We start from the raw sequence: 18,185 nt of genomic DNA, 5'->3' as shown, positions 1-18,185 counted from the left end.
TGGATTAAAGGGATGATTTCTTACAGGACTATTGGGAAGAAATGCATAGGATAATTGGTGGAATATCAGTACAGATGGTAAAAAACCGGGGTCGAATGGTTAGGGTCTTTCATTACCGGTTTCTCTGTATAACTGCATCCATTGGTGTGACAGCTGCAGTAAAGATAATTCGCAAAATCGGTTTGTCATAGCTTGTACGCCAAATGGTAAGCCATTACTGTGCCAAAAAAGCGGGAGTGAGATTCCGGGAAGTCCTGTTAGATTGGAAAAAACTGTAAATATGTCAGCCAGGTACATCGCGATGGGATCGTCGGTTTTCTCGCCGGCTGAAAATGCAGTTGTGGGGGAGGTTGGTAGAAGTAAAACGTCAAACTCGTTGAAAACCAAATCGGTTTTCTGCACCAATAATTGTCTCACCTGTTGGGCTTTGGTGAAATAGGCGTCGAAATACCCGGCGCTGAGCACGAAGGTTCCGAGCATGATCCGCCTCTTTACTTCTCTGCCAAAACCATCAGATCTGGTCTTTTTATAAAGGTCCGTTAAATCATTGTTTTTATCCACATTGCGGAATCCGTACTTGATTCCGTCGAACCTGGATAAGTTGGAGGAGGCTTCGGCCGTTGTCAACACATAATAAGCCGGCACGATGTAGTCAAGGTATTCAAAATTAACCGGTTGCACGTCGTGTCCATCTGCTTTCAACCTATTGATAAGTCCGAAGATCGCTGTTTTAATTTCAGGGTCTAAAGCGCTGCTGTTCAATGCTTCATCAAAATAAGCAATGCGAAGTGGCTTCCCTGGGGATTTGATCACGAGTGCCGGGTCGGCGTTAATCTTCTCTGGTGAGGCTGTACTGTCAAAGTCATCGGGTCCGGAAATTACGTCCAGCACCAGGGCGGTATCCGGTATATTGTTTGCGAAAATGCCGATCTGATCGAAAGACGAGGCATAAGCGATCAACCCGTAGCGGGAGATTGCTCCATAGGTTGGTTTCAGGCCTACGATTCCGCAAAAGTCTGCTGGCTGGCGTACTGATCCACCGGTGTCACTGCCCAGGCTTACCATGCACAGACCGGCCTGTACGGCAACGGCGGAACCGCCGGACGAGCCCCCGGGAACCCGGCTTTCATCCATGGCATTAAGCACCCGGCCGTAGCACGAGTTTTCGTTCGTGGATCCCATGGCAAATTCATCACAGTTGGTATTACCTATAATAATAGCCCCTTCTTCGAGCAACTTTGTTACCGCCGTGGCGCTATAAATAGAAGTAAAACCGTCGAGGATCTTTGAAGCAGCAGTGACTCTGTGATCTTTGTAACAGATCACATCTTTGAGGGCGATGACAACCCCGTGTAACCTGCGGAAAGGTTTTTTCCCGGCAATTTCCTGGTCAAGGAAGGCGGCACGGTCGAGCGCTTCCTGCGCGTACACCTCAACAAAAGCGTTCAGATGTTTCTTAGACTCAGCCTGAAATAAAAAATGTTGAACAGTACCCACGCAGGTGGTAGTACCATTCAACAATTCCGTATGATATTTTGAGATCGATTCGAATTTCACCGCACAAGACCGGCAGGTTAAATTGCAGATAACTAAGAATTTATCAGCTGCTAACCGGTGCCCGCGAAGGTAACAAAAGAATTAGTTCTGAGATGGAGAAGAAGTAGACGTAGTTTGTTTTTCTTTTTCAGTCATACCTTCTTCGATCTCTTTCTTTACATTGGTTTTCGCGTCATTGAACTCACGGATACCACGACCAATACCTCTCATAAACTCAGGTATTTTGCGACCACCAAAGAGAATTAACACAGCTAATACAATGAGGATCCACTCAGTACCGCCGGGCATTGAGATCATCAGGAAGTTGGAATTTAAGATAGACATGATACTGATTTTTTTATTAAGTATAGATACAGTTACGAAATTACAGCTTTTTGCGATCTAATAACGCTTATTGAATTCGCTAATTGCCAAATGAAGTCAATAAAGATGAACGGTACTATAAAACTATTATTGTAAGGTAAGGGATCGGTGTGTTCAGGGAACTGACGGTTGAAGATAGGATGTCTTAGTACGGTTTGCGCTGGATTTTAGTTATAAAAACCATAAAAAAGGGCAGGATCGTGTTTGATCCTGCCCTCAGAATTATGTTGTTGCCGGCAATTAAGATTTGGCAGGCACAGTTGCAACAGCTCTTCTTTTCTCCTGGATACGGGCGCTCTTACCGCTACGGCTTCTCTGGAAGAACAATTTAGCCCTGCGAACACGGCCTGATTTATTTACCTCGATAGAATCGATATTAGGTGAATAAATAGGGAAAGTTCTTTCAACACCGATACTATCAGAAATCTTTCTCACTGTGAAAGTAGCAGTATGCGCAGTGCCCTGGCGTTTGATAACATCGCCGCGGAAACTCTGGATACGCTCTTTGCCACCTTCGACGATTTTATAGTTGACAGTTATATTGTCACCAGCTTTGAATTTTGGAAATTCTTTCTGGCCCATTAACTGTTCGTGTACAAATTGGACTGCGGTACTCATAACATTCACTTTTTTTAAGGGAGGCAAAGGTAATTAAAAAAATTAAAATTCGTCAGATATTGCAAGCTTTTTTTACCTGGCAACATTCACTGCGCGCTTCTCCCTGATCACGGTCACCTTGATCTGGCCCGGAAAGGTCATCTCATTCTGTATCTTCTGGGCTATTTCAAATGAAAGTCTGTCAGAATCTGCATCACTCACTTTTTCTGACTCCACAATTACACGTAACTCCCGACCGGCCTGGATAGCGTATGCTTTTTCAACCCCCGGATAGGCCATGGCCAGATTCTCCAGATCCTTGATGCGTTGCAGGTACTGCTGCATAATCTCTCTCCGCGCTCCCGGACGTGCACCACTGATGGCATCGCAGGCCTGGACGATCGGTGAGATAACATACTGCATTTCCATTTCATCGTGGTGCGCACCGATTGCATTGATGACCGCCGGATTTTCACCGTATTTCTCAGCCAGCTTAGCGCCGAGCAACGCGTGGCTCAATTCAGTTTCCTCATCCGGCACCTTGCCAATATCATGCAAAAGCCCTGCACGTTTTGCCAGTTTTGGATTCATGCCGAGTTCAGAGGCCATTATAGCACAGAGATTAGCAACTTCCCGGCTGTGCATCAGGAGGTTCTGGCCATAAGATGACCTGAACCGCATCTTGCCGACGATCCTGACAAGGTCCTTATGCAGGCCGTGAATGCCAAGCTCAATAACTGTTCTTTCGCCTATTTCCATCACCTGTTCTTCGATCTGGCGGCGTGTTTTTTCAACCACTTCTTCAATGCGCGCAGGGTGGATACGGCCATCCGTTACCAGCCTGGTCAGACTCAGACGGGCAATTTCACGTCTCAGCGGATCGAATGAAGAAAGAATAATTGCCTCCGGGGTATCATCAACAATAAGATCAACACCTGTAGCAGCCTCGATCGCCCGGATGTTCCTTCCTTCCCGGCCGATGATCTGTCCTTTGATCTCGTCACTTTCAAGGTTGAAAACCGTTATCGAGTTCTCTATGGCCTGTTCGGCAGCGGTACGCTGTATGGACTGAATGATGATCTTTCTTGCTTCCTTGTTGGCTTTTTGTTTGGCGTCATCAACAATTTCCTGTTGAATGGCAATTGCCTGCGTATGAGCCTCGTGTTTGAGTCCCTCGATCAGCTGCGCCTTGGCTTCCTCAGCCGTGAGCCCGGCAATTTTCTCCAGCCTCCGCATATGTTCCTCCTGGTGTTTCTCCAGTTCGGTCCTTTTCAGGTTGACCACCTCGATCTGCCGGTTGAGCGTTTCCTTGATGGCGTCATTTTCTTTTATCTGTTTTTCCAGCTGCTCGAGTTTCTGGCTGGTCGTCTGCTCTTTCTGACGCATCCGGTTCTCCGCATCGCCCAGTTTGCGGTTTCTTTCAAGGACATCTTTATCATAATCTGATTTCAGCTGAAGGAACTTCTCCTTGGCCTCCAGCATTTTCTGATTTTTCTGATTCTCTGCGTTTGTTTTTGCGTCTGCGATAATTCTTGATGCTTCTGACTCTGCTTCGTTGATTTTTGCCTGTGTATTTTTGGCGAAAATGAGCTTACCGGCTATAATGCCGGCAATGAGTGCCACTATGCCAACTATATAGGTCAATGTGTTTGGTTCCATTTTGTACAAATAATTTAGATTGTTCTTTCATATTCAGCGCTCGTTATCTGTTGTGATTCAAGTAGAACGAGAGGGAATTTGCGAAAATACTGAAAAAGAGTTATGAATTATGAATTATGAGTAACTAGCTTTTTTTCTCTAAAGCTTTGTCGAGCATAGATTCGAGAAGGTTGAAGCTGGTGGAAATTTCCCGGATGGCTGCTTCGCCGGCGCCACGCTGTTTCATATCGGTCGCATACCATAGTATTACCATGGAAATATAATCCTGCATATCCTTGCCGGCAAACTGGTTTTTATATTCAATGATTTTGTCATTGATCAGCTTTATCGTTTTCCGGACGACTTCTTCATCCGCAGGTTCGATTTTTATCCGGTAACTACGGTCCGCAATAATAATATTAATAGGAATCAGTGTGTCCATGCTTGCAATTTTGAAAACCTTTGATTAAATTTAGTCCATATAAGTGTCACGGCTTATTTGGACAGTTTTTACGGATCGTTTGGATAGTTATTGGAAATTTATTTTTTAATCCATAACCCAACGATTATGATTTTTGCTACAATTAAATCGCCTGTCTTCATCGACATGCTGAGCTTTGAAATGGTTGCTACACTTGCCTGCAGTATCTGCGCTATTTTACGCGATGATGCCGGGTATGAATGCAGTCGTTTCGAAAGAGAAATTCCTGAAGGCAACCAGGTTGTAACCTGGAATCGTCTCAATGACCTCCCTTACGGTGTTTATACCCTGGAACTTTCGAACGGCCAGGAAGAAATGAAAATGCGCCTTGTAAAAAGGGTTTAGTTACTCTCCCAGCATGGTAATGCAGCGATCTATCTCCCTGATATAAAGATTGAGTCTTTTTTCCAACTCTTTTTTATCAGTTTCGAGCAATTGCCCGGTTGCCATTTTCAGCAATGAAATTTTTTGTTCCAGCTCGTCTATTTTTTTGAGCTGGTCATCATGGATTTCCTTTGCCTGGCGAAGATCTGCATTAAGCTTTTCATTATCCCGGAGCAACAATTGATTTTGCTTCAGAACAAGCTGAAGCTTTTCATTGATTCGCTTGAGTTGTTGCCCGATGTCATTCATATTATTTTCTGATTTCAACCTGTAGATCCTGTGTCAGGGCCTTTATTAATTGTTGCATCATATCATCAATCTCGCTGTCAGTAAGTGTTTTTTGCTCATCCAGGAAAGTAAAACTTACAGCCATTGACTTTTTATCCTTACCCAGCTTTTCGGACTCAAAAACATCGAAGAGCTGCAGTTTTTCCAACTTCTCTAACCTTAGTTTCCTGATCGATTTTTCTATAGCCGCATAAGGTACCTCTTTATCAACAACCATTGCCAGGTCCCTGAGTACCGGCAATTGGCGAGGCAGTTCCCGATACTGAACGCCCTTTCCCGGTCTGCTTTCCAATAATCTTTCCCAATTAATATCCGCGAAAAAGACCGGTTGCTTAATATCAAAACGTTTCAGTTCCTTTTCCGCCACAAGACCAGCTTCGATGATTATATCGCCATTGATGCGCACCTGTAAACCTGATTCGAGCTTACTCCCGGTGCCGGCTTCCCACTCCGTTTTTTCAACCCCGATCAGTTGCAAGATTCTTGCCACAACTCCCTTCAGATAGTAAACATCAGCACTGCCAGACTTTCCCTTCCAGCTATCATTATGGAGGTTACCGGTCACATAAAGACAAAGCTTTTTTGTTTCCGTATAAACGCCGGGACCTTGCTGATGATAAGTTTTACCGAACTCAAAAAAACGCAGATCGGCATTTTTGCGGTTGATGTTGTAGGCCAGTGACTCCAACCCTGTTTCAAGCATCGACGGACGCATCATGTTGTGATCCGCACTCAGGTTGTTCAACAACCTGACGGCTTTGTCCAACTCCTTATCATCATAATATGCCGAGTTGGTAATGGAGTTGGTCAGAATTTCATTGAAACCCACAGAGGCCAGGTAAATAGCCGTTTTTTCCGCCAGGATCTGCCGGAAACCATTGGTATCTATTGAGGGCGAAATGGTAATGGCGCCCGGGATCTCAACGTTATCAAGCCCGTCAATCCGCATGATTTCCTCCACCAGGTCAGCCGGAAGTGAGATATCAGGCTTACTAAAAGGAACGAGCACAGTTATCCCTGCTTCGTCTTCCCGGATGATCTCAAAACCAAGCGAGAGCAGTATTTTCTTCGAGGTACCGGCAGTATAATTTTTTCCGCTCAGCTTCTTAAGGAACGCGTATTTTACGGTGACCTCCGTCTTTTCCTTCGGATGCGGATAAACATCAACCAGCTTCGAATCAATTTCTCCGCCCGCGATACTTGTTATAAGCAGGGCGGCTCTCTGAAGCACCTTTACCGCATTCGATATATCGATGTTTTTCTCAAAATGCGTGGCTGCATCTGTCCGCAGGCCGTGGCGGAAAGATGTTTTCCTGATGTCGATCGGGTTGAACCAGGCACTTTCCAGAAAGATGCCTGTTGTTCCTGGCCTGACACCGCTGTTTATCCCTCCAAAAACGCCGGCTATACACAGGGGTTCACGGTTGCCGTCGCAAATCATGAGATCTGAAGCGCTAAGCTTTCTTTCTTTATCGTCCAGGCTTCTGAACAGAGTTCCGTCGGGGAGATTGGTTACAATTATGCGGTTGCCGGCGATTGCGCTTATATCAAAGGCATGAAGTGGTTGCCCGGTTTCGTGGAGAATGAAATTGGTGATATCAACAATATTATTGATCGGGCGCTGGCCGATGGCTTTCAACTTCTCACGAAGCCACAATGGTGATTCCTTTACAACGATGTTGCTGATACTGATCCCGGCATAACGCTGACAGGCATCCGTATTCTCTATCAGCACCGCTGGCGGCTCTTTAGTGCCTTCGTTGAAATGATCCGGATAGGGTTGTTTTACTTTGAGATCAATTCCGTCATGATGACTCAGGTATGCACAGATATCACGGGCCACTCCCAGGTGGCTCATTGCATCCATACGGTTTGGCGTGAGGCCGATATCAAAAATATAGTCTGAGTAAGTGTCAAATAATTTCGCAACTTCCGAGCCGGTCTTTGTATCGGAGGATAAGACCATGATACCATTATGATCTTCTCCCAGCCCTATCTCGTCTTCCGCACAGATCATCCCCTGGCTCTCAACACCCCTGATCTTTGCTGTTTTCATGGTGAGCGGATCACCCGATCCCGGAAATATGGTAGTACCTACCGGCGCCACTATTACTTTCTGTCCGGCAGCAACATTTGGTGCACCACAAACAATCTGCAGGAGTTCCGATCCGCCGATGTCTACTTTTGTAACGGATAATTTGTCTGCATTCGGATGTTTTTCTTTCTCTATAACTTCTCCTACAATCAATCCTTTTAGTCCGCCTTTAAGGCTTTCATATGCTTCAAAATTTTCTACTTCCAGGCCAATCGATGTCAAAATCTTATTAAGTCGTTCCGGTTCTATTGTTACAGGCAGGTATTCCTGTAACCAGTTATATGAGATTGTCATGTATAGTTCTTATGCTTAAAAACAAAGATAATGATTGATCAGAAGCTGAAATGTAATTATCGATCCGTGAAACAAAGCAGCAATAGCAACTAATGGTTTTTTGTAAGCGGAAACCATTGTTGTTGTTTGATTACACCGGTTTGATTAAGCTGAAAGTACCGTGAAGCATCATGTTACTGTGAAGAAAAAACCCCATATGTACTATGGCAGGGCATCTTATGCAATAAGATTGCTAGCCAAATAAAACTGTCTTTTTTATTTCGCACAACGAATGTTGATTACCAATCCGCATCGCCGGAAAACTTTTGTATTTTGTGGAAAGATTAGCGGGCTGCTGTGGATAACCCGCCATTTCATGTGCATATCATTGTGAGTCGCGTGGTATAAAATATTGATTTGCGATTTTTTTTTTCGCTGTTGTCCGGGGGTTTATATTCGCCCTCCCCGGAACGCTGGTAACATTCGGTTAACATTGAAAATTTACCAATTGTCGAGGGAGTACATAAATCCACCGGCATTTTTCATTGTCTTCCTATCAGAACCAGTAATCCTGAACTTGTTTAAACAGACCGGATCCTGGCAGGTTATTGCCAGGCCAGACTTTTGCTTTAACCTATTACGCTCAACAATAAAATGGATATTACTAACCTGAATAATAAGGACCGGAAGAGCCGGCGGAAGAGTTCGATTGACCTGAGTACAATGGTATATGGAAAGGTACCACCCCAGGCAAAGGACCTGGAGGAAGCGGTACTTGGTGCCATAATGCTTGAAAAAAGTGCGTTCGATGCTGTGATTGAGATCCTGAAACCAGAATGTTTTTATGTTGATGCACATCAGCGCATCTACAAATCAATGCAGGGACTGCAGCAAAAAAATCAGCCTATTGATATACTTACAGTGGTGGAAGAGCTGAAAACAAGGGAAGAACTCGAGGTTGTCGGCGGTCCCTATTATGTAACCAAACTCACTAACTCAGTTGTTTCCTCTGCTAATATTGAAACGCACGCAAGGATCATACTGCAGAAATTTATTCAGCGTGAATTAATCAGGATAAGTGGAGAGATCATCGGGGATGCTTATGAAGACAGTACTGATGTATTTGATTTGCTCGATGATGCAGAATCGAAGCTTTTCGAGATCACCAATAATCACCTGCGCAAAAACTTTGACAGTATCGACCAGGTGTTGGTGAAAACGGTGCAGCGTATTGAAGACATGCGCAACCGCCAGGAAGATATCACCGGTGTTCCAAGCGGTTTCGTATCGCTGGACCGGGTGACCTATGGATGGCAGGCTACTGATCTTATTATTCTTGCAGCAAGACCTGCGGTTGGTAAAACCGCTTTTGCGCTTAACCTTGCTAGGAATGCTGCCCTTCATCCAACTAAGTCGACACCCGTAGCGCTGTTCAGCCTTGAGATGAGTGCCAGCCAGTTGGTTCAGCGTATCCTGAGTGCAGAATCTGAGATCTGGCTCGAAAAGATCAGCCGTGGTAAGCTCGAAGAGCATGAAATGAAACAGCTATATGCGAAGGGTATACAAAAGCTGGCGCAGGCGCCTATATTTATAGATGATTCTGCTGCGTTGAATATATTTGAGCTTCGGGCAAAATGCCGCCGTTTGAAAAATAAACACAATATAGGCCTGATCATCATCGATTACCTGCAGCTGATGAGCGGAACCTCGGACAGGCAAAGTAACCGTGAACAGGAAATCAGTAAGATCTCCCGTGATCTGAAGGGCCTGGCTAAAGAACTGCAGGTGCCCATCATCGCTTTGTCCCAGTTAAGCCGGGAAGTGGAGAAAAGAAAAGACGGAGCCAAGATGCCACAGCTGAGTGATCTTCGTGAATCAGGTGCGATCGAGCAGGATGCAGATATGGTAATGTTCCTTTACCGTCCGGAGTATTATGATATTACTTCCAACGAAATGGGAGAGAGCAATAAAGGGGAAACCCACGTCCGTATCGCCAAGCATCGTAACGGTACACTCGAGACCATTAAACTGCGGGCTTTGCTTCATATCCAGAAGTTCAATGATATGGAGGAGGATGATTTCAACAATCTTGGTCTTGGCGGCGGAAGCTGGAAGCCGGTTACACCAGATGCTTCGGCCGGTGGAGATAATGCCCGCCTGTATGTTCAGACCGGCAGCAAAATGAAGGACATACCTTTTGACGATGACTTCTAAGAGAACCGAGCCGTTTTTTTTTGTCGAAACTCTGGGTGATAAAGGTGCTACACAAATGCTTTCGGAGGAAGCTTCGAAGCATATCGTGCAGGTGCTGCGGATGAAGACCGGGGAGTTGTTAAGACTGACAGACGGACTGGGCAAGTTGGCCGAAGCAGTAATAATCAACGATCATAAGAAAAAAACGGAAGTAACCATCAGCGCGGTTTACCTGGCACCCCGCCCGGAATCTGCGAATGTGATCGCAATTTCGCTGCTAAAAAATAATACAAGATTCGAATGGTTTCTCGAGAAAGCTTCAGAGCTTGGTATCAGTAAGATTGTACCACTTATTTGTGCGCGCACCGAGAAACAGCATTTTCGTTATGATCGGATGAAGTCGATCCTGGTAAGTGCCATGCTCCAGTCTCAACAACCATGGTTAACCGAATTGTCGGTTCCAATAACCTTCAAAGATTTTCTTTCACGGGATCTGCTTTCAGATTCGCTTGGTTTTATCGCACACTGCGAGGACACTACCAGGGAGCCGCTGCATGCTTCCGGACATCGAAACGCCAAACCAAAGCTGGTACTTATCGGGCCCGAGGGTGACTTCACGCCGGAAGAGATCAGCCTTGCCACAGGTAAAGGGTTTTTGCCCGTAGAGCTGGGCGGGACAAGGCTCAGAACGGAAACGGCCGGCGTGGTTGCCGCAACGATTATACAGCTAAATCTTTGAGGGGCTCCTGTAAACTATCAGTAATAAATGTCTAGGCCTGCTTTACCAGCTGCGATTGTGACCTAAGGATTTTTGCACAGATGTTTTTTGTGATCGATGGTCCCTGGTAAACAAAACCGGTCCATACCTGCACCAGTACAGCCCCGGCATTCAGTTTCTCGACCGCATCATCCCCGGTGAATATTCCGCCCGATGCGATGATGGGTAAGCGCCCCCCTGAACCTGCACTGATATACCTCACCACCTCAGTGGACCGGTTCTTTACCGGCTTACCACTTAAACCACCGGCGCCGATATCGGTGAGTTTGCTTTCCGGTGTATTCAAACCCTGGCGGTTGATCGTTGTATTTGAAGCGACAATCCCATCGAGATTTATTTCCATAGCGAGATCAATCACGTCATTGAGCTGCTCATCGGTCAGATCCGGGGCTATTTTCAGCAACAATGGGGTGGGGTTCAACTGTTGGGCATTGATGGTCTGAAGATGAGAGAGGATCTTACGAAGAGAATCCTTTTCCTGTAACTCACGCAGTCCGGGTGTATTCGGCGAACTCACGTTTACCACAAAATAATCCACCAGACCCAGCAGTTGCTGGAAGCAGATCTCGTAATCTTTCCAGGCGTCTTCATTGGGCGTCATTTTGTTTTTGCCAATGTTACCCCCGATGATGATCCGATTTTTGGTTTTTTCGGACCGGAGTTTCCAGTCCTTTAGCCTTGCGGCAACGGCCTTTACGCCATCATTATTAAAACCCATCCGGTTGATCAGCGCCTGGTCCTCAGGAAGGCGAAACAGCCGGGGTTTTTCATTTCCGGCCTGTGGTTTCGGTGTAACAGTACCGATCTCGACGAAACCAAAGCCCAGCATCTGCAGTTCCTCAAGATACCTTGCGTTTTTGTCGAAGCCGGCACCCAGCCCAACGGGATTTTGAAAACGCAGGCCAAAGGATTGGGTGACAAGCGAGTTATCCCGCAGAGTAAATTTTTTTGTGATCCACCGCCTGATGAAGCCCACTTCCTTGAGAAGTTTGAGCGAATTCATAGAAAAGTAGTGAACAGGCTCGGTCGGAAATAGAAAAAGAAATTTTCTGATCAGTTTGTACATAGCTGACCGCGAAGATAAGGCGTGCTAATGAAGTGCTAAAGACCGAATTTCGCAAAAGGCAGGGCTGGTATTTTTGACAATATTCTCTTACATTTGGTATAGAAGGTTGCATAAACAACTACCGAGTCCGGGGAAATTTGCCCCGGCATTTTACAATTTTAAAATTTAAAGAATATGCAGGAAGCTTATATAGTTGCCGGGTTCCGTTCTGCCGTTGGCAAGGCTAAAAGAGGCGGGTTTCGCTTTTACCGTCCCGACGACCTGGCGGTTGATGTGATCCGCGGTCTCCTGGCTTCGGTTCCGCAACTCGATCCAAAAAGGGTGGATGATCTGATTGTTGGCAATGCGGTGCCAGAGGCTGAGCAGGGTTTACAGGTCGGCCGTATTATTGCTGCGCGGGCACTTGGATTTGAAGTACCCGGGATGACGGTTAACAGGTACTGCGCATCAGGCCTGGAAACAATCGCTATTGCCACTGCCAAGATCCGGACAGGGCAGGCCGAATGTATCATTGCCGGTGGTACAGAAAGTATGAGTCTGGTTCCTACGGCAGGATGGAAAACCGTTCCTGCTTATAGCATCGCATCCGAGGAGCCTGATTATTATCTCAGCATGGGGCTTACTGCTGAAGCAGTGGCAAAGGAATATTCAGTTTCCCGCGAAGACCAGGATGAGTTTTCTTATCAATCCCATGTCAAGGCAATCAATGCAATACAGAACGGATATTTCAAATCAGGAATCCTGCCTGTTACTGTAGATGAAGTTTACCTTGACGAGAATGGCAAAAAGAAAAAGAAATCATATGTCGTAGATACCGACGAAGGGCCCCGCAAGGACACCAACATCGAAGCGCTGAATAAACTGAAACCTGCGTTTGCGTTGAATGGTACGGTAACCGCCGGTAATTCTTCACAGACATCCGATGGTGCTGCTTTCGTAATAGTGATGGGAGAGAAGATGGTGAATGAGCTTGGGCTGAAGCCTATAGCAAGACTGGTGGCATGTACTTCTGCAGGTGTGCATCCCCGTGTGATGGGTATAGGACCGGTGGAGGCTGTACCCAAAGCGCTGAAACAGGCAGATATGAACCTCGGGCAGATTGACCTCGTAGAGTTAAATGAAGCTTTTGCTTCACAGGCGCTGGCGGTTATCCGGAAACTTGAGATCGATCCTTCTATAGTGAATATCAATGGCGGTGCGATTGCATTGGGGCATCCATTGGGTTGTACCGGTGCAAAACTTACCATACAGATCACGCATGACATGAAACGACTTAACAAGAAATATGGCATTGTTACCGCATGCGTGGGTGGCGGCCAGGGCATTGCGGGTATAATAGAAAATATTAATTAGCGCAGCAACTACTAAGTGCCGAGTTACTTTAAGCAGCTTAAAATCAGTCCGCAATTCGTTGCGGACTTTTTTTTCGCATATTCGTAGTAGTTAAGGACGACTTATGACGCCTCAATTGGCAACATTTTTCTTTATGTTTCGTTAAACCCAGGAGGGTTATTACAGTCCTAACCCGGTCTGCAGTAACCACCCAACCCAACTTATCCCTATGGACAGAAGAAACTTTCTTACCGGGACCAGGCCTTCGCAAAGCCAGCCCACTTCTAATGCGGGAATCCGTCAAATCTATTCAGGATTAAATACTTATACCGGCACCTGGTCATCAACAGAAGTTGTCCACCTGCTTAAACGGACGATGTTCGGGGCGAAGGTGGCGGACATAAATTATTTCAAAAATCTGACCATGGCGCAATCAGTCGATGAGATTTTGAATATAGGTACCACAGCTCCTCCACCGCCACTAAAAACCTATGATAACACCGGTATTCCTGCAACGGATCCTGACTTTGCCATTCCACAGGGCGCTACCTGGGTTAACACCTGGTCTGGTGACGGCACTGTGAACAGCAGGCGGATCGCATCATGGAAAAGCTGGTGGACCGGTCTCATGATCAACCAGACCCGCACGATCAGGGAAAAAATGGTGTTGTTCTGGCACAATCATTTCGCCACGGAATCCAACGAATATATCCGCGGTATTTACGGCTATCGTCATACCGCTTTACTGAGGCAACTGGCTGTCGGCAATTTCAAAACGCTGGTTCGCGGAGTCACTGTTGATCTGGCAATGATGCGATACCTGAATGGTTATCTTAATACTAACACAGCCCCGGACGAGAATTATTCAAGGGAGCTGCAGGAACTCTTCACGCTGGGAAAGGAGAACAATCCAAACTACACTGAAGACGATGTAAAGGCAGCCGCAAGGGTGTTGACAGGATGGCGCATTAATGCGGCAAACGACACATTGTTTTTCGATATAAACAGGCATGACAAAAGCGCAAAAACGTTTTCGTCTTTTTATGGAGGCAAAGTGATTGCCGGGCGTACAGATGCAACCGCCGGAGATGTGGAACTGGATGAATTGTTGAACATGATCTTCAGTAAAGATGTGGAGGTTTCTGAATATATTGTAAAGCGTATATACCTGTGGTTTTGTTATTATACCATAGATGCCAATACCGTTACAACAGTTATTAAGCCTTTGGCGAAGATTCTGCGTGACAGTAACTGGGAAATAAAGCCGGTACTTGAAGCTTTATTGAAAAGTGAACATTTTTATGATGTCCTCAACCAGGGATGTCTGATAAAAAGTCCCATCGACATAACGGTTACGACTATACGCGAATTCAATGTTGTCTTTCCGCCGGATACTGATTTTGTGAATGCAGTGTTTATGTATGAATATGTGAGGTCCCAGGCAGCAACCATGCAACAGAATCTGGGTGATCCGCCAAGTGTATCGGGATGGCCACCATATTACCAGGTTCCGCAGTTTTATGAAATCTGGATCAATTCAGATACGTTACCGAAGAGAAACAGGTTTACTGACCAGCTGATTGGAAACGGGTATAGCAGGAATGGAAAAAAGATCCAGATCGATCCGGTAGCCTTTGCAAAAAGTTTATCTAACCCGGTAGATCCGAACGTACTGATCAATGATTCGTTGAACATTCTGTACCGTGTGCCGCTGTCTGAAAATTCGAAGGCTATCATCAAAAAGCAATTGCTGCTCAGTGGCCAGGACCAGGATTACTATTGGAGCAATGCATGGAACGCTTACCTCGCATCGCCCGGCGATAACGCAGCTTACACTACTGTTTATACCCGGCTGCGTGATCTTTATAAGTACCTGATGAACCTGGCTGAATATCAATTGTCCTAATATTAAATCCGTCATATGCAGCGTAGAAATTTTCTGAAACAGGCATTGCCCGCGTCTATAACAATGCCAGCTTTGCTGAATGGATTATCGGTAAAAGCTTTTACTGCTCAGTCTCCACTTGTTCGTGCACTTATGGGAACAACCACTGAAACAGATAAGGTGCTGGTGCTTATACAGCTGAACGGCGGTAATGATGGACTTAATATGGTTATCCCGATTGAGTTTTATGCGAACTATTTCAATGCCAGGCCAAACATAGCCATTCCGCAAAACAAAGTGCTTACATTAAATGGAACGGCGAAAACGGGGTTGCATCCCGGCATGACGGGCTTACAAACACTTTACAATGAAGGCAAGGTGAATATCATCCAGGCTGTTGGCTATCCCAGTCCTAATTTTTCACATTTCAGGGCAACAGATATATGGATGACTGCTTCTGATTCTGACCAGGTACTTACTTCGGGATGGGCAGGCCGTTACCTTGGGGTTGAGTATCCCAACTTTCCTAACGGTTATCCCAATACGCAGATGCAGGATCCGGTGGCTATCCAGATTGGCTCAGTAACTTCTGTTACCTTACAGGGGCCATCTGTAAGTATGGGTATGAGCATCAGCGATCCCACGGGTTTCTATAATTTTCTTGATGGTGTGGAAGATCCCGTTCCGGATACACCCTGGGGCAAAGAGCTCAAATATATCAGGCTGGTTACAGAACAAACCCAGATCTATTCTGCGGTGATCCGCGATGCCGCTGCTAAAGTGCCCACGCAGGGCAGCTATCCGGGCACCAATTCGCTGGGCGATCAACTTAAGATTGTTGCGAGGCTTGTTAAAGGAGGATTGAAGACAAGAATATATATGGTGAGCACCGGTGGCTTTGACACACATGCGAGCCAGGTTAATGCTACAGACACGACAACGGGAACCCATGCAGTATTGATGTCGAGGGTATCCGATGCGATCAAGGCATTTATGGATGACCTTAAAGGCCTGGGCGTTGACGACCGGGTGATTGGTATGACATTTTCCGAATTTGGAAGAAGAGTAAAATCGAACTCGAGCCTTGGTACCGATCATGGTGCTGCTGCCCCGGTATTTGTGTTTGGTAAAAATGTGAGATCGGGCATTACGGGAAACAATCCGGCAATACCAGTTTCAGCCAGCGTTAATGACAACATACCTTTTCAATATGATTTCCGGAGTATTTACGCATCGATTCTCAAACAATGGTTTTGTGTTAATGATACGGATCTGCAGACCATCATGCTGAAGAACTTCCAGGAACTACAACTATGCATAAACGCCGCCTGTAAAACCACCGGGCTCGAGGACGTCATCAGGGGTTCGGGCGAGGAACTGATCACCAATTATCCTAATCCCTTCGTCGATAAAACCACTATAACTTTCCGGACAAAAGGTGGCCACACCCTGATCCAGGTAATGGATCAGTTGGGCCGCGTAATCAGGGTGCTGATTGACAAGGAATATCTTCCTGGCGTGTTTTCTGTAGCGTTTGATGCTTATGGATTACAAAATGGTGTGTATTATGCCCGGTTCCAGAATGGTTCAATTCAACAGGTAAGATCAATGCTAAAGGTGAGATAAGTGCAGTTGGCCGGTTTTTACATCCAGATTAAAGAACGCTTAGAGACCTCTTATTTTAGGCGCTTTTTCTTTGTAATCTCCCAATATGCTTTATATTGCCGGTTACTATTCTTGCCAGTAATACTGATCTTAAAAGTGTTATGATAAAACTGCACATCACCGATGACCAGGAGTTGTACCTGGAGGGTCTTACGCTCTTGCTTAACAAGCAAGAGGGAATGTCAGTAACCGGCACTTGCCTTTCAGGGCAGTCCCTGCTGGAACAATTACCCGATCTTGACGCAGATATCCTCTTACTCGATGTACATCTTAATGACATCAATGAAGAAGACTTACTGATCCGGATAAGGTCATTGAAGCCCAACATCAAAATCATATATCTTACGATGATGCGCGGCACCCGCTTTATACATAAGCTGGTTAAGCACCGTATCCAGGGTTATGTGCTGAAGAATGCTTCCATCGAAGAATTAAAGGAAGCTATCCGTATTGTTTCCGAGGGTGGCGAATATTTCAGCAAGGAGATAAATATCACTGATACTGACCAGGACTTCCGTTTGACAATTACCGTTGACGACAAAAAGGTTGACGAGATCTTATCCAAGCGGGAGATTGAGATACTTACCCTGATCTGTAAAGAATTCAGTAATGCCGAGATCGCGGCCAAATTATTCCTTAGCATCAGCACAGTAGAAACACACCGCAAAAACCTGATAGCTAAACTTGGGGTTAATAATACTGTGGGACTTGTTAAATATGCATTGAAAAACAAGCTGATAGAATAATCACCCCTTAATCCCCATCGAAAAATCTTGCCGCTTCTCATATTCAAAAAAGAAATTAACTTGCCCCTGTAATCCAGTAGGGCTTTGAGATATATTTTTTCCTTCATATTTTCGTTGGCGTCCTTGTGCGCTGTTTCACAGGTAGATACCAACTACCTTAAAGCTTTGTACGATCACTGCATAGATCTTGATGAATCAAAAAAAGACTCTGTAAAATACTATAGCGAGTTTATCCGTAAACATGCTGACCGTCTTGACTTTGAGAAAGGCGATGTGCTCACACTACGCCTGAACGGCTATTATGCCGAATTGTCCAATTTCTACGAAGAAGCATTATCATTTTATCTGCAGGCGCTTGCTGAGGCAAGAAGAATCAAAGCAGTTGAGTATGAGATCTCTGTACTGAGTGACCTCGCTATTGTGTATACCGCCGTGAAGGAACCACATGAAGCAAAAAAATTCTATCAGCAGGCTGCGGAACTCGTGAGGCAAAGAGGCGAGCTGGGCTCGGTTATCGGAACCTATATCAATCTTGGTGTAATATTTACACAGCTCGAAATGTACGATAGTGCCATGTATGTATTGAATGAGGCGCTCAGGCTGGGCAAACCGGTTGAAGCAAAGATCGACATGAGCAACTTATACAATAACCTGGGAAATGTTTATTTCAAGAAGAAACAGTATGAGCAGGCATTGCAGTTTTTTCGTGATAATTATAAACAGCACCAGGATGAGGGTAATCTTTCGGGGTTCTGGGCTGCTAACCTGAATATAGCCGATGTTTTTGTTGAACAGAAACGATATGATTCAGCGCTTATATATGCAAGCAAAGCGCTGAGGTTAT

The 18,185-nt window shown here is 45.5% G+C and carries 16 protein-coding genes; 8 read left to right on the top strand and 8 right to left on the bottom strand.

The features are described 5' to 3' along the window. Positions 1–99 precede the first annotated feature (99 nt). The 5 genes from gatA to ACX0G7_RS05895 all read right to left on the bottom strand — a co-directional run bounded on the left by gatA (position 100) and on the right by ACX0G7_RS05895 (position 4,597). Positions 100–1,557 carry an Asp-tRNA(Asn)/Glu-tRNA(Gln) amidotransferase subunit GatA gene (gene gatA / locus ACX0G7_RS05915; RefSeq protein ID WP_458922509.1) on the bottom strand — a complete coding sequence of 486 codons (1,458 nt, stop codon included), beginning with the start codon at positions 1,555–1,557 and terminating at the stop codon, positions 100–102. Between the two features lie 81 nt (positions 1,558–1,638). Continuing rightward, the gene (locus tag ACX0G7_RS05910; RefSeq protein ID WP_458922508.1) at positions 1,639–1,881 is read right to left on the bottom strand and encodes a Sec-independent protein translocase subunit TatA/TatB; all 243 of its coding nucleotides are present in this window, start codon (positions 1,879–1,881) and stop codon (positions 1,639–1,641) included. Positions 1,882–2,160: 279 nt separating this feature from the next. After that, complete coding sequence (gene rplS, locus ACX0G7_RS05905; protein ID WP_458922507.1) at positions 2,161–2,538, bottom strand: 50S ribosomal protein L19; 378 nt, start codon at positions 2,536–2,538, stop codon at positions 2,161–2,163. Between the two features lie 72 nt (positions 2,539–2,610). Next, the gene (rny, locus tag ACX0G7_RS05900; protein WP_458922506.1) at positions 2,611–4,176 is read right to left on the bottom strand and encodes a ribonuclease Y; all 1,566 of its coding nucleotides are present in this window, start codon (positions 4,174–4,176) and stop codon (positions 2,611–2,613) included. Between the two features lie 124 nt (positions 4,177–4,300). Then, on the bottom strand, positions 4,301–4,597 hold the full coding sequence (locus tag ACX0G7_RS05895; protein WP_458922505.1) for a cell division protein ZapA: 297 nt from the start codon (positions 4,595–4,597) through the stop codon (positions 4,301–4,303). Positions 4,598–4,723: 126 nt separating this feature from the next. Between ACX0G7_RS05895 and ACX0G7_RS05890 the strand changes: the two genes are divergently transcribed. Further along, the gene (locus ACX0G7_RS05890; protein ID WP_458922504.1) at positions 4,724–4,981 is read left to right on the top strand and encodes a hypothetical protein; all 258 of its coding nucleotides are present in this window, start codon (positions 4,724–4,726) and stop codon (positions 4,979–4,981) included. Here ACX0G7_RS05890 and ACX0G7_RS05885 read toward each other — a convergent pair whose 3' ends face one another. Together ACX0G7_RS05885 and pheT are read right to left on the bottom strand one after the other, a co-directional pair. Next, positions 4,982–5,269, bottom strand: coding sequence for a hypothetical protein (locus tag ACX0G7_RS05885; RefSeq protein WP_458922503.1), 288 nt, complete (start codon positions 5,267–5,269; stop codon positions 4,982–4,984). Position 5,270: 1 nt separating this feature from the next. Next, on the bottom strand, positions 5,271–7,697 hold the full coding sequence (gene pheT / locus ACX0G7_RS05880; protein ID WP_458922502.1) for a phenylalanine--tRNA ligase subunit beta: 2,427 nt from the start codon (positions 7,695–7,697) through the stop codon (positions 5,271–5,273). Positions 7,698–8,330: 633 nt separating this feature from the next. On the opposite strand from pheT, the gene dnaB reads away from it, so the two are divergent. Continuing rightward, a complete protein-coding gene (gene dnaB, locus ACX0G7_RS05875; protein ID WP_458922501.1) occupies positions 8,331–9,890 on the top strand; it encodes a replicative DNA helicase in 1,560 nt (519 codons plus the stop codon). After that, the gene (locus tag ACX0G7_RS05870; RefSeq protein WP_458922500.1) at positions 9,880–10,608 is read left to right on the top strand and encodes an RsmE family RNA methyltransferase; all 729 of its coding nucleotides are present in this window, start codon (positions 9,880–9,882) and stop codon (positions 10,606–10,608) included. Before dnaB ends, ACX0G7_RS05870 begins: the two co-directional genes overlap by 11 nt. 31 nt (positions 10,609–10,639) lie before the next feature. On the opposite strand, the gene ACX0G7_RS05865 is transcribed toward ACX0G7_RS05870, so the two are convergent. Then, the gene (locus ACX0G7_RS05865) at positions 10,640–11,713 is read right to left on the bottom strand and encodes a quinone-dependent dihydroorotate dehydrogenase (protein ID WP_458922499.1); all 1,074 of its coding nucleotides are present in this window, start codon (positions 11,711–11,713) and stop codon (positions 10,640–10,642) included. 174 nt (positions 11,714–11,887) lie between these two features. On the opposite strand from ACX0G7_RS05865, the gene ACX0G7_RS05860 reads away from it, so the two are divergent. From ACX0G7_RS05860 to ACX0G7_RS05840, 5 genes are all read left to right on the top strand, one after another. Next, positions 11,888–13,066 carry a thiolase family protein gene (locus ACX0G7_RS05860; protein WP_458922498.1) on the top strand — a complete coding sequence of 393 codons (1,179 nt, stop codon included), beginning with the start codon at positions 11,888–11,890 and terminating at the stop codon, positions 13,064–13,066. A 208-nt stretch (positions 13,067–13,274) separates the two neighbouring features. Then, positions 13,275–14,951 carry a DUF1800 domain-containing protein gene (locus tag ACX0G7_RS05855; protein WP_458922497.1) on the top strand — a complete coding sequence of 559 codons (1,677 nt, stop codon included), beginning with the start codon at positions 13,275–13,277 and terminating at the stop codon, positions 14,949–14,951. A 15-nt stretch (positions 14,952–14,966) separates the two neighbouring features. Further along, positions 14,967–16,556 carry a DUF1501 domain-containing protein gene (locus ACX0G7_RS05850; RefSeq protein ID WP_458922496.1) on the top strand — a complete coding sequence of 530 codons (1,590 nt, stop codon included), beginning with the start codon at positions 14,967–14,969 and terminating at the stop codon, positions 16,554–16,556. A gap of 140 nt (positions 16,557–16,696) precedes the next feature. Further along, positions 16,697–17,341 carry a response regulator transcription factor gene (locus ACX0G7_RS05845; RefSeq protein ID WP_458922495.1) on the top strand — a complete coding sequence of 215 codons (645 nt, stop codon included), beginning with the start codon at positions 16,697–16,699 and terminating at the stop codon, positions 17,339–17,341. Between the two features lie 84 nt (positions 17,342–17,425). After that, positions 17,426–18,185, top strand: a 760-nt coding sequence (locus tag ACX0G7_RS05840; protein ID WP_458922494.1) for a tetratricopeptide repeat protein, incomplete at its 3' end; no start/stop codon positions are given.

This window comes from Flavitalea antarctica (genome assembly GCF_054461535.1).
This window is presented reverse-complemented; position numbering and strand designations above follow the sequence as displayed.

Coding starts and splice junctions, on each gene's coding strand:
- ACX0G7_RS05855 (WP_458922497.1), top strand. CDS start 13,275: ATGGACAGAAGAAACTTTCTTACCGGGACCAGGCCTTCGCAAAGCCAG.
- dnaB (WP_458922501.1), top strand. CDS start 8,331: ATGGATATTACTAACCTGAATAATAAGGACCGGAAGAGCCGGCGGAAG.
- ACX0G7_RS05885 (WP_458922503.1), bottom strand. CDS start 5,269: ATGAATGACATCGGGCAACAACTCAAGCGAATCAATGAAAAGCTTCAG.
- rny (WP_458922506.1), bottom strand. CDS start 4,176: ATGGAACCAAACACATTGACCTATATAGTTGGCATAGTGGCACTCATT.
- ACX0G7_RS05865 (WP_458922499.1), bottom strand. CDS start 11,713: ATGTACAAACTGATCAGAAAATTTCTTTTTCTATTTCCGACCGAGCCT.
- ACX0G7_RS05870 (WP_458922500.1), top strand. CDS start 9,880: ATGACTTCTAAGAGAACCGAGCCGTTTTTTTTTGTCGAAACTCTGGGT.
- pheT (WP_458922502.1), bottom strand. CDS start 7,697: ATGACAATCTCATATAACTGGTTACAGGAATACCTGCCTGTAACAATA.
- ACX0G7_RS05910 (WP_458922508.1), bottom strand. CDS start 1,881: ATGTCTATCTTAAATTCCAACTTCCTGATGATCTCAATGCCCGGCGGT.
- ACX0G7_RS05895 (WP_458922505.1), bottom strand. CDS start 4,597: ATGGACACACTGATTCCTATTAATATTATTATTGCGGACCGTAGTTAC.
- ACX0G7_RS05850 (WP_458922496.1), top strand. CDS start 14,967: ATGCAGCGTAGAAATTTTCTGAAACAGGCATTGCCCGCGTCTATAACA.
- rplS (WP_458922507.1), bottom strand. CDS start 2,538: ATGAGTACCGCAGTCCAATTTGTACACGAACAGTTAATGGGCCAGAAA.
- ACX0G7_RS05890 (WP_458922504.1), top strand. CDS start 4,724: ATGATTTTTGCTACAATTAAATCGCCTGTCTTCATCGACATGCTGAGC.
- ACX0G7_RS05860 (WP_458922498.1), top strand. CDS start 11,888: ATGCAGGAAGCTTATATAGTTGCCGGGTTCCGTTCTGCCGTTGGCAAG.
- ACX0G7_RS05845 (WP_458922495.1), top strand. CDS start 16,697: ATGATAAAACTGCACATCACCGATGACCAGGAGTTGTACCTGGAGGGT.